Origin of the sequence: Winogradskyella sp. Asnod2-B02-A (genome assembly GCF_045063645.1) — a bacterium.
GTDB lineage: Bacteria > Bacteroidota > Bacteroidia > Flavobacteriales > Flavobacteriaceae > Winogradskyella.
Map to the genome: position 1 here is coordinate 2,396,058 of NZ_JBEFOG010000027.1, position 11,998 is coordinate 2,408,055.

Sequence of the window (11,998 nt, forward strand, 5' to 3'; positions counted from 1 at the left end):
AAAGGCTTCTCAATTAGAGAAGCCTTTTTTTTAGTTGTTTTTATCAATCCATTGTTTAGCATTCACAAAAGCTTCAAGCCATGGTGATACGTCATCTTTTCGTCCTGCTGGGTAATTAGCCCAGTTCCATTGAAAAATAGAACGTTCAATATGTGGCATAGTTACTAAATGTCTTCCGGTTTTATCCGTTAGCATAGCCGTATTAAAATCTGAACCATTAGGATTAGCAGGATATTCTGCATAACCATACTTGGCAACAATATTGTATTGGTCTTCAGCATATGGTAAATTGAATTTTCCTTCTCCATGAGAAATCCAAACTCCTAATGTCGCACCTTCTAAAGAAGAAAGCATTACCGAATTATTCTTTTGAATCTTTACAGAGGTAAAGCCACTTTCATGTTTGTGAGAATCATTATAAGTCATTTTTCCGTGAACCTCGTGTTCTGGATTTACTAAATCGAGTTCCATCATTAATTGACAGCCATTGCAAATACCAACTGAAAGTGTGTCTTCTCGCTTAAAGAAATCGTTAATTACTTTATTCGCTTTGTCGTTATATTTAATAGCTCCAGCCCAACCTTTAGCAGAGCCTAAAACATCTGAGTTGCTAAAACCACCAACAGCTCCTAAAAATTGAATATCTTCAAGTGTTTCACGGCCAGAAATTAAATCCGTCATATGAACATCCTTTACATCAAAACCAGCTAAATACATTGCATTTGCCATTTCACGTTCAGAATTAGATCCTTTTTCTCTAAGTATGGCAGCCTTTGGCCTTGTGCTGTTTGTGCTAAGTGCATCTTTTAGTTTTCCCGTAAAATGACTAGGAAACGTAAAGTCTAATGCTTGATGTTTATAATTATCAAATCGGTTTTTAGCCAATCCATTTGCCGTTTGTTTTTGGTCGAGTAGGTAAGAGGTTTTAAACCACATGTCTCGTAATCTTGAGACTGTCATTGTAAAGACTTGATTGCCGTTTATAATGCCTAAAACATCACTTTCAGTCACTTTTCCTAATTTATGAAATTCAATATCTGCATTAGATAAAGTCGTTTCAATAATTTCATCACTTTCAGCTTGAATTACAATACCAGCATTTTCAGCAAAAAGCACTTTAAAAGCATCTTTTTCGTTTAAGCTAGTAATATCTAATTCAGCTCCTAAATTAGTATCTGCAAAACACAATTCTAATAAGGTTGTAATCAATCCACCAGAAGCCACATCATGACCTGCAACAATTTGATTGTCTTTTATTAAGTTTTGAATGGTATTAAAGACCGTTTTTAAGTAAGCTGCGCTTTTAATATTAGGAGTAGTATTTCCTATTTTATTATTGATTTGCGCGAATGAACTTCCACCTAATTCAAAAGAGTCCTGTGATATATTGATATAATAAATAGAGCCTTTTCCTTTCTGAAAAACTGGCTCTACAACTTTTGTAATGTCGTTACAATTTCCTGCAGCAGAAATAATCACGGTTCCTGGAGAAATTACATCACCATCAGGATATTTTTGTTTCATGGATAATGAATCCTTTCCTGTTGGTACGTTAATGCCTAGGTCAATTGAAAATTCTGAAATTGCTTTTACAGCCTCATACAAACGTGCATCTTCACCTTCATTTTTACAAGGCCACATCCAGTTTGCCGATAATGATATACTTTTAAGTCCATCTTTTAAAGGTGCCCACATAATGTTAGTCAACGCTTCAGCTATAGAATTACGACTTCCAGCTTCCGGATTAATTAATCCTGAAATAGGAGAGTGCCCAATCGATGTTGCAATTCCTTCTTTACCTTTAAAATCGAGTGCCATAACACCAACGTTATTTAATGGGATTTGCAAAGGGCCAACACATTGTTGTTTTGCTACTTTACCACCAACACAACGGTCTACTTTATTTGTTAACCAATCTTTAGAGGCTACTGCTTCTAATTGTAAAACTTGATCTAAATAATCGTAGAATTTGTTGGTGTCATAAGAAATACCACCATAATTTTTTTCAACGGTTATGTCGTTCATTATGGTTTTAGGAGAACTTCCAAACATATCCTCTAAGGCTAAATCCATTGGTTTTTCACCAGTCGTTTTAGACTCAAATGTAAATCGGTGTTTTCCTGTAACTTCACCAACATCGTAAATTGGTGAACGTTCTCTGTCTGCTATTTTATGAAGTATTTCTAAATGTTTATCTGCAATAACTAATCCCATACGTTCTTGAGATTCGTTACCAATAATTTCTTTTGCAGATAATGTTGGGTCACCAACGGGCAATTTGTCTAAATCTATTTTTCCACCTGTATCTTCAACAAGTTCAGATAAACAGTTAAGGTGTCCACCAGCTCCATGATCGTGAATAGAGACAATAAAATTCTCATCACTTTCAACCATTCCTCTAACAGCATTAGCCGCACGTTTTTGCATTTCTGGGTTAGAACGTTGTACCGCATTTAATTCAATGCCTGAAGCCAAAGCACCAGTATCAGCAGAAGAAACCGCAGCTCCTCCCATTCCAATTCTATAATTATCACCACCAAGAATAACAATCTTGTCTCCTTCTTGCGGAATGTCTTTTAATGCCTGATCTGCTTTTCCATATCCAATACCACCAGCTTGCATAATGACTTTATCGTAACCAATCTTACCATTGTTATCACTATGTTCAAAAGTTAAAACAGATCCACAAATTAGTGGTTGTCCAAATTTGTTTCCAAAATCAGAGGCTCCATTACTGGCTTTTATTAAAATGTCCATTGGTGTTTGGTACAACCATTTACGCTCAGGGAATGCTTTTTCCCAAGGACGCTCATCATTTAATCTTGAATATGAGGTCATGTAAACCGCTGTTCCGGCTAATGGTAAAGAACCTTTTCCACCAGCTAATCGATCTCTAATCTCACCACCAGAACCTGTTGCTGCACCATTAAATGGTTCAACTGTAGTTGGAAAATTATGCGTTTCAGCTTTTAATGAAATTACAGATTCGTAATCTTTAGTCGTATAATAATCTGGAATATCAGCACGTTTTGGTGCAAATTGCTCAACAATTGGGCCTTTTATAAAAGCCACATTATCTTTATAAGCCGAAACAATATCGTTTGGATGTTGCTTAGATGTTTCTTTGATAAGTTTGAATAAAGAGGTCTCTTTTTCTTCTCCATCAATCACAAATGTGCCGTTGAAAATTTTATGACGACAGTGCTCAGAGTTGACTTGTGAAAATCCAAATACTTCAGAATCTGTTAATGGTCTCCCTATTTTTTTTGAAACACTTTCTAAATAGTCAACTTCTTCGTCGCTAAGTGATAAACCTTCCTGTTGGTTATATTCAGAAATGTTTTCAATATTTAGAATGGCTTTTGGTTGAATATCAATTTTGAAAATATCTTGATTCAAATCTTGGTATTTCTCAGAAATCATAGGATCGAAATCTTTGAAATCCTTAATAACAGAAGTAAATTCTTCAATTCTTATGATATTAGAAATTCCCATGTTTTGAGTAATCTCCACAGCATTTGTACTCCAAGGAGTAATCATTGCCGCTCTAGGTCCAACAAAAAAAGCATCGAGAGATGCTTGTTCTATTTTTGGTTGGTCGCCAAATAACCATGTCAGTTTTGAAATGGTTTCTGTTGATAATTCTTTTGTGGCTTGAACAGCAAATACCTTACTGTTTTGGTTTCCGAAGAAATGAATCATTTATGTTTTGTGTTTGAGTTGTGTTTAGTAAAAAGCAAATTTACTTTTTTTATACGTTATTTAACTCATAATCTAGTATTGAAAATTGGGAGTTGTTCACGATGTTTTAAACATAAAAAAAAGCGACTCATGGAGCCGCTTAGTTTAATATGTGTAATTATAAATTATTGTTTAATCAATCTTCTGGTTTGAGTACCGTTTTCAGAATTTAACTTTACGATATAAACACCTTTAGTTAATTCAGAAATATTTAATTTAGATTGGTTTGACGTAATGTTTTGAACCGTGACTTTTTTACCTAAAATATTATAGACTTCTGCAATAATGGATTGATTAGATAAGATGGTAACTTCATTTCCATTTGCAGGATTAGGAAATAGTTTAATAGAATCTTGTTGAACATCTGTAATAGAAAGAGTTTCCCATCTGTTTTGAGCTTCAGGTCCTCCCCAAATTACAGTAGCTAAATAAGGGTTGTCTATAAAGGGGTTTCTGTTGCCTTGGGCATATTCGTTACTTGAATTTCCGTGATATGCATTTCTAACATCTTCCAATCCACCTTCAACAACAGGGTCTTCAGCGTTCCATTGTAAAAACAGATCAATCATATCATCAGTTGTAGAAGCACTACTACCAAAACCAACAACTGTTGGTAAACAGCGATCACCATAACGCAAGTACATGTACATAATAATTCTGGCACAGTCACCTTTCCATTCATCTCCAGGATACCAGCCACCATTAGTTTCTCCAGATTCACCGTTAGTAAATTCACCAGTGTTTTTATCTGCAAATCGTAAACTCCCACGCTGACCATTTCTTTGAACATCGCTAGGTCTTAACATTTGTGCATCAGAACCAGGACCAGAAGTGCCTAAATTTGGGTTACCTAAAGATTTAGGGTAAACATGTTCTCTGTTCCAGTCTCCAACACTACCACCGTTTTCAAATTTCCCTCTAGTTCTGTCAGTTGTTATGCTGCCATCAGTATCGTTATATCCATATATTAAAAGTACATTGTTAGAATTGTTTGGATCTAAATCAGTAATCCTAGAAGCGTCCCAAACATCGCTGTAACTCAAAAAGTTAGTGTGTTTATCTGTGGTAACGTCAATTAAATCATTTTTCAAGGTACTACCAGTAGAACTGAAATTGACAGTAGTGTAATAAGCACTTAATTCAGCTGGCGGAACTAACTGTGCAAACGCAATTGTAGTTGTAAATATTAATAATAGCGTGTAAAAGTGTTTCATTAATTCTTGATTTTTTTAATAGAGACAAATGAAGTCTGTAGAAAGTAGGTTTATATTTGGTCTAATGCAAAGGTATAATTTTTTATAGATTATAATTTTTTTTAACACCTTTAGAGAATGAGAAGCCTAATATTTTGAATCGCTACTATGGATAATAAAAAAAGCAGCTATTAAAGCTGCTTTTCAATATTTATAATTGGTGTGTTTACTGTTTTACTAATTTTTTAGTAATTGTGTGATCACCTTGTGTAACTTTCACTATATAAATTCCAGTTTTTAACGCTTGAAGATTTATGTTACTTGTTTTAGATATGTTGTTTTTAAGAACGCGTTTTCCTAGAATGTTAAAAATTTCAATAGTTGTATTAATGTTAGTTTTTAAATCTACGGTTAAACTATTTTTAACTGGATTTGGATGAATCTTAACACTAGAAATATCAAATTTTTCAACATTTAAAGCTGTATAACAAGTGTAAGATAAATTATCAAATACAACTCTGTTACCAGATCCACTATTGCCATTTATTACAATAGAAACACTGTTTTCTATATTAATGTTAGGTATTGTAATGGTTTGCTCATCGCCACTGTAAGCAATTGTACCCACTAAAGTTCCGTTAACGTTCACATTAAATGTTCCGTCAGAACCACTAAAGACACGTTTCGTTGTTACGGTAAGCGATCCAATTCCTCCGGAAGTTGTTGGTAATGTTAATATTCCATCTCTAACCGTAATTGCAGCAGATGTAGTTGTGTTAATTACTTGATCTGTTCTGGCATCAGTAGCAGTCCATGTTCCACCTTCGTCACCAGTCCAGCTAACACTAGAATACGAACCAATTGATGTGTCTAAATTATCAAATGATTCCGTTAAACAATCTGATCCACCAACGGTACCGTTGTTAGTAGTAGTTTCGCAATCTTGATTACTAAATCCTGATTCGTTATTAGCAGCATCTTTTGCTTTAACAGTAAAACAATAATTAGTTGCAGCAGTTAAACCTGTAGCAGTAGCAGTTGTATTACCAGAGTTAAAGACAAATGTTCCGTCAATATAAATATCATAAGATATCACACCAATATTATCGCTAGAAGCTGTCCATGATAAAGTAATACTATTGTCAGTTGGGTTAGAAGCTACTAAATTAGTTGGGTTTGATGGAGCTTCAGTATCTGGAGTAGGATTCCAAATCATATCTGCGTATTCAGGATGATCTACAAAAGGATTAGCATTGCCTTGAAAATTATACGCAGCATTATTTCTATCACGTTCTCTTTGGTCTACAGGATCTACATTATTATGCCAATCTAGTAAAACATCAATTGCCCAAGGAAAAAATACTTGATCTTCCGTACCGTTAAACATATCAAAACTTGTGTAACCATCAACAGTACTTTCGTAACGCGTAGCAAAATAAAGTAAGGCTCTTGCGATATCACCTTTAAATTCATCAATAGGTTCAAAAACAATACCTGAATAACCAGCCATTCCGCTTGTTCCGCGTTTAGATCCATTTTGAGATGTAAGATCTACAGATCCTACATTACCAAAAGGATATGAGCTTCTATAATTATTCACACGACAATCTGTTGGGATAACGTGGTGTATATCACTCTGCATTGGATATGAGCTTCCAAATGATGATTGAGGAATTAAATGCTCTCTATTATAGCAATCTCCTTCCGAGTTTTGATTACCTCCTTCGTCTACGTTGTGTGTAAAATTGTATGGGTCTGTGCCTGTAGGATTTTCAGAGTAGAAATCTAAAACTGTTCCATCGTTTTCATAAATATTACCAGAAGAAACAGGAACATCTGAATGTGTGTCTACATAACCATTAGAACCAGAAATTCCAGATCCATCATAAAGTTGATCGTAGGTTCTCGCTGTATGACCATTTGATGTAATGCTTTTTAATTGCGTTTTTAAGTCAAAACCAGATAAGCCATTGGCGCTATCATAGTAATTAGATGGGATTTGAGCAAACCCAATACTTGTAATGAATAAGAAAAATAGGTAAAAGTATTTCATGTATTATAGTATTTAGAGCGTATTTATTATTAACAAAGGTAGAATATTTTTTAATAATAATTTTTGAACAAAATTCTCATACAAAGAGTAAAATAAATTAGAAATTTAGCGTTAATAATAACTCTTTTTGTATGTTGATTATAAATATAAATTAATCTACAAGATGTTTGTTTTTAGAGGTTAAGCAAACAAAAGCAACTTGAAACAGCTGCTTTTTTTTCTAGTTTTGTTACGATTATCGTTTTATAAGTTTTTTTGTAATCGTTGCGTTATTTTGAGTCATTTTGATCATATATACTCCAGTATTTAAACCATGAAGATTAAGAGAAGTTGTCTTATCAATGATAGCATTAAAAACTCGTTTTCCCAAAATATTAAAAATTTCTATAGTAGTAGGTATTTGGTTTTTTAGAGTAATTATGAGTTGATTATTAACGGGATTTGGATATATTTTTATGTGATCAATATTAAAATCATCAATCCCTAAAGCAGAATAACAAGTGTAATTTAGGTCATCAATTTTTACACTGTTTGTGGCAGTACTATTACCATCAATAATAATAGATACGTTATTCTCTATATTAATATTAGGTATAGTAAAAGTTTGTTCTAAGTCACTGTAAGGAATTGTGCCTACCATATTTCCGTTTACTTTTAAATTAAATGTTCCGCTAGTTCCAGAAAGGATAAGTTTAGTTGTGATTGTTAAAGAACCAATACCGCCAAAAGTAGTAGGTAATGTTAATGCTCCGTTTCTAATAGTGATGGCTTTTGTATTTAATGTTTGGTCATTTCTAGCATCTGTAGCAATCCAATTTCCTCCGTCGCTTCCATTCCAACTTATGGTTTTATAAGTTGCTGAAGACACTCCTATATTTTCAAAATTTTCGATTAAGCAATTTGTATTACCTATACCAGTATTTGTTGTGGTATTACAAACTTGATCACTGAAATTTGATTGATTGTTAGCTGCATCTTTTGCTTTTATTGTAAAGCAGTAATTTGTAGCTGGTGTTAATCCATTTATTGTTGTAGTTGTGTTGGCTGTGGTAAAGGCATAAATCGAATCGATGTAAATATCATAACCAATAACTGCTATATTATCCGTAGATGGTAGCCATGTTAAATCTATAGAATTATCTGTTGGATTAGAAGCTGTTAAATTTATAGGATTTGTTGGAGCTTGGGTATCTATCCAAATCATATTTGCATATTCAGGATGATCAACAAAAGGATTAGCATTACCTTGATAGTTATATGCAGCGATATTTCTATCTATTTCTCTTTGGTCAACAGGATCAATATTATAATGCCAATCTAATAACATCGTTAAAGACCAATTAGATAAAGCTTGGTTTTCTGTACCATTGAACATTGGAAAACTAGTATATCCATCTACGGTATCTTCGTATCTGGTCACAAAATAGAGAATCGCTCTTGCTATATCTCCTTTAAATTCATCAATTGGTTCAAATACAATTCCAGTATATCCTGATGTTGCACTTATTCCACGTTTAGTACCGTTTAAAGAAGTCCAATTTGCGTTACCAACAACACCAAAAGGTAAGTCACCTCTTTTTTCATTTACAAACCCATCACTTGGTGTGATATGATGTATATCACTTTTCATTGGAAAAGCAGAACTAAATGCGGCTTGTGGAACTAAGCTTTCATGATTGTAACAAGATCCTTCGTCAACATAACTACCACATTGGTTAGGAGATCCATGATTATAAGTATAAGAGTCGATACCATTTGGGTTTTCTGAGTAATACAATAGAATGGTATCATCATTTTCGTAACCTGCTTCTATAATATTATCAGAGTGGGTTAATACGTAACCAGTAAACAGCGTATTGTAACCTTGATCAATATGACTATTCGTTATTATATTTTTTAGTTCTGTTTTTAAAGTGAAACCAGATAGTCCGTTTGCACTATCATAATAACTTGAAGGAATTTGAGAAAAACCAATGCTATAAAAGCATAGGAATACAATGTAAAGGTATTTCATAGTTAGTAGGTTAAAATATTATTAAGGAATAATACTTGAGGCAGAATGGTGTTTGGGGGAAACTGCTTTTTATTATTTTTTTTCTAATAGTGCCATGTAAAATCCGTCAAAATTAGATTTGTAAGATAGTATTTTTTTATCTTTCAATAAAGTGAAATCTTTTCCAGCTTCTGTTGTTAAGAATTTCTCAACTTGTTTTTGATTTTCTGAAGGCAAAACAGAACATGTTGCGTAGACCATTTTTCCACCAGATTTTACCATTTTAGAGTATTGATCTAAAACTTCTAATTGTGTCTTTTTTATGTTTTCTATAAACTCAGGTTGCAATTTCCATTTCGCATCTGGATTTCTACGTAAAACTCCTAAACCAGAACATGGTGCATCAATAAGTAAACGATCTGCCTTACCATGTAATTTTTTAATTGGTTTGGTAGAATCAATGACTTTCATCTCAATGTTATGCACTCCATTTCTACGTGCTCTTACTTTGAGTTTTTTCAATTTACTTTCGTAAATATCCATAGCAATAAGCTGACCTTTATTTTCCATTAAAGAAGCCAAATGCAATGTTTTTCCACCAGCACCAGCACAAACATCTACTACTTTCATTCCTGGTTTCACATCTAGATAGTCTGCCACTAGTTGAGAAGATGCATCTTGAACTTCAAACCAGCCATTTTTAAAGGCTTCAGTTTTAAATACATTAGCACGTTCTACTAATTTTAATGCCGACGGATGATTTGGTAAAAACTCAGTTTCAATATCTTCAGACTGTAACTTAAGTTGTAAATCTTTTTTATTAGTTTTTAAAGTATTTACTCTAAGAATAACTTCGGCTTGCTCATTTTGCATAGCAATTTCCTTAGTCCATTCTGCCTCACCTAATTCGGTAACACCTAATTCGTCAATCCAATTTGGAATAGACTCTCTATATTTTCTAATTTTAGATAATTCGTCAAAGCGTCCTTTAATTTTTCTAGTAGGAGTATCTGTGAAATATTTCCAATCAGGTAATTTTATACCTTTAAGAGTTGCCCAAACAGCAAACATTCTCCATAGATCATCTCTATGGTAAGGTGCTTTTACATTAGCAATTTCGGCATATAATCTTTGGTAACGTACAATAGTATAAACGGTTTCTGCAACAAATCCTCTATCTCTGCTTCCCCAACGTTTATCACGCTTTAGTAATTGTTGTATTACTTTATCTGCATATTCACCTTCGTTAAAAATAAGGTGTAATCCATCAATTACTGCAAAGCATAAATTTCTATGTAATCTCATAACTAATCTTTAATTTTCAATATGCAAAATGTGTTCTGCAAAAATAACGTGCAAAGGTAAGCTAAAAGATTAAAATTGTGAGACTTTATTCAAAAGTGTTATTTTTAAAAATAATTAGAATTAGCACAAGTTTTTATTTCTAAATGCATCTAAATTAAATTAAGCAATACAAATAATTTTTGACAGAAACTGAATTTATAAGAGAATTAAAATCAAAAAGCACTGTAGCTTACAGTAAGCTTGTTGATGATTTTCAGCAAAAAGTATTTGCTACATGTATTTCTTTTGTGCCTAATAAAGAGGATGCAGAGGATATTGCGCAAGAGGTTTTTGTTGAGGTTTACAATTCTATCCATAAATTTAAAGGTGATTCAAAATTATCCACTTGGATCTATAGAATTACAACTAATAAGTGTTTAGAATTTATTAGAAAGAAGAGTACTAAAAAGCGTTTTGCTTTTTTACAGTCTATAACAGGCAATGCAATTCCGATGGATAAGACGGATTATTTTACAGAAATGAATCATCCGGGAATTTTGTTAGAAAATAAAGAACTCAACGCTACTTTGTTTAAAGCAATTAATGGTTTGCCCAAAAGTCAGTCAGTTATTTTTACGCTTCATAAAATTGATGGTAAAAGTTACCAAGAGGTTGCTGAGATTACAAATAAAAGTCTGTCTTCTGTAGAGTCATTAATGTTTAGAGCCAAGAAGAATTTACAAAGTATTTTAGAAAATTATTATAAAAATGAACATTAGCACAAGTTTTTTTAATCTTATGCATCTAAATATATAATTATGAAAACAAATGTTGAAATGAATAAAAAAGTGAACGCTACTTTTGATTCGTTAGAGTCAATTAGCGAAGTTAAAGTGTCTCCGTTTTTTAAAGAGAAAGTAATGCATAAAATTCGTAATGCATCAGAAGATATTCAAGAAGCAACCTACTCATGGTTTACACCAAAATTACAATTAGCTACTTTAGTTTGTGTCGTAGTTTTAAATATTATAGCATTTAATAATTTAAAAGAAACGACTTATGATGAGAATGTGAGCAGTTTTGCTGAGTCTTATGGCTTAACTACAACTACAGAATCTACCTTATTAAAATAATCATGAAGAAAAATACAATATTATATATTTTAGTGGCTTTTCTAATTGTAGTTAATGGATTTTTTCTGTTTAATTACATGAGTAAGAGCAATGATAATGCAATAAAAGGACCTCAAGATAATAAAGATTTTATTGTAAAAGAATTAGGTTTTAATAAAACGCAATTAGCAGAGTTTAAACAAAGGAGTGAAGGGCATTTTAAAACTATGATGAGCTTGTCTGATGATATTAAAGAACTTAAGGATAATTTATTTGGTACTTTGTCTAATGAAGCGGTAAATGAAACAGCTATTGATTCTATTTCAGCATTAATTTGTGAAAAAGAAACAAAAAAGGAAAAGGAAATTTATTATCATTTTAGAATGATTCGGGAAATCGCTAACGACAAGCAAAAGGAAAAATTTGAAAGCATATTATTAGATGCATTACGTCAAGGTGATCAAGGAAACAGGCCACCACCTCCCAATGGTGAAGAAGGTCATAGACCACCACCTCGAGGTGGTTCAGAAGGACAAAGACCTCCTCCAAGATCAGAATAAGCAAAACGTAAAAAGACTTTCAAGAAATTGAAAGTCTTTTTTTTATGCTTTTTTTAACAATG

The 11,998-nt window shown here is 32.8% G+C and carries 8 protein-coding genes; 3 read left to right on the forward strand and 5 right to left on the reverse strand.

What is annotated here, in order from left to right; all coding sequences use genetic code 11:
* Positions 1 to 30 precede the first annotated feature (30 nt).
* From purL to ACJJVO_RS18270, 5 genes are all read right to left on the reverse strand, one after another.
* Complete coding sequence (gene purL, locus ACJJVO_RS18250) at positions 31 to 3,702, reverse strand: phosphoribosylformylglycinamidine synthase (protein WP_405576733.1); 3,672 nt, start codon at positions 3,700 to 3,702, stop codon at positions 31 to 33.
* Between the two features lie 164 nt (positions 3,703 to 3,866).
* Positions 3,867 to 4,955, reverse strand: a complete 1,089-nt coding sequence (locus ACJJVO_RS18255) for an endonuclease (RefSeq protein ID WP_405576735.1) — start codon at positions 4,953 to 4,955, stop codon at positions 3,867 to 3,869.
* A gap of 205 nt (positions 4,956 to 5,160) precedes the next feature.
* Entirely contained in the window at positions 5,161 to 6,987 is a 1,827-nt protein-coding gene (locus ACJJVO_RS18260) for an endonuclease (protein ID WP_405576737.1), read from the reverse strand.
* 235 nt (positions 6,988 to 7,222) lie between these two features.
* Positions 7,223 to 9,001, reverse strand: a complete 1,779-nt coding sequence (locus ACJJVO_RS18265; RefSeq protein ID WP_405576739.1) for an endonuclease — start codon at positions 8,999 to 9,001, stop codon at positions 7,223 to 7,225.
* A gap of 72 nt (positions 9,002 to 9,073) precedes the next feature.
* The gene (locus ACJJVO_RS18270; RefSeq protein WP_405576741.1) at positions 9,074 to 10,285 is read right to left on the reverse strand and encodes an RsmB/NOP family class I SAM-dependent RNA methyltransferase; all 1,212 of its coding nucleotides are present in this window, start codon (positions 10,283 to 10,285) and stop codon (positions 9,074 to 9,076) included.
* 179 nt (positions 10,286 to 10,464) lie between these two features.
* On the opposite strand from ACJJVO_RS18270, the gene ACJJVO_RS18275 reads away from it, so the two are divergent.
* From ACJJVO_RS18275 to ACJJVO_RS18285, 3 genes are read left to right on the forward strand one after another with little or no spacing between them, the layout of a single operon-like run.
* Positions 10,465 to 11,043 (forward strand): RNA polymerase sigma factor, encoded by a 579-nt coding sequence (locus ACJJVO_RS18275; RefSeq protein ID WP_405576743.1) that lies wholly within the window; start codon positions 10,465 to 10,467, stop codon positions 11,041 to 11,043.
* Between the two features lie 39 nt (positions 11,044 to 11,082).
* Positions 11,083 to 11,397 carry a hypothetical protein gene (locus ACJJVO_RS18280; RefSeq protein WP_405576745.1) on the forward strand — a complete coding sequence of 105 codons (315 nt, stop codon included), beginning with the start codon at positions 11,083 to 11,085 and terminating at the stop codon, positions 11,395 to 11,397.
* Between the two features lie 2 nt (positions 11,398 to 11,399).
* The gene (locus tag ACJJVO_RS18285) at positions 11,400 to 11,936 is read left to right on the forward strand and encodes a proline-rich domain-containing protein (RefSeq protein WP_405576747.1); all 537 of its coding nucleotides are present in this window, start codon (positions 11,400 to 11,402) and stop codon (positions 11,934 to 11,936) included.
* The last annotated feature ends 62 nt before the right edge of the window (positions 11,937 to 11,998 follow it).

Bases quoted from the DNA above. Each gene is read 5' to 3' on its own strand.
- ACJJVO_RS18280 (WP_405576745.1), top strand. From the start codon at position 11,083: ATGAAAACAAATGTTGAAATGAATAAAAAAGTGAACGCTACTTTTGAT.
- ACJJVO_RS18260 (WP_405576737.1), bottom strand. From the start codon at position 6,987: ATGAAATACTTTTACCTATTTTTCTTATTCATTACAAGTATTGGGTTT.
- ACJJVO_RS18265 (WP_405576739.1), bottom strand. From the start codon at position 9,001: ATGAAATACCTTTACATTGTATTCCTATGCTTTTATAGCATTGGTTTT.
- ACJJVO_RS18270 (WP_405576741.1), bottom strand. From the start codon at position 10,285: ATGAGATTACATAGAAATTTATGCTTTGCAGTAATTGATGGATTACAC.
- ACJJVO_RS18255 (WP_405576735.1), bottom strand. From the start codon at position 4,955: ATGAAACACTTTTACACGCTATTATTAATATTTACAACTACAATTGCG.
- ACJJVO_RS18285 (WP_405576747.1), top strand. From the start codon at position 11,400: ATGAAGAAAAATACAATATTATATATTTTAGTGGCTTTTCTAATTGTA.
- purL (WP_405576733.1), bottom strand. From the start codon at position 3,702: ATGATTCATTTCTTCGGAAACCAAAACAGTAAGGTATTTGCTGTTCAA.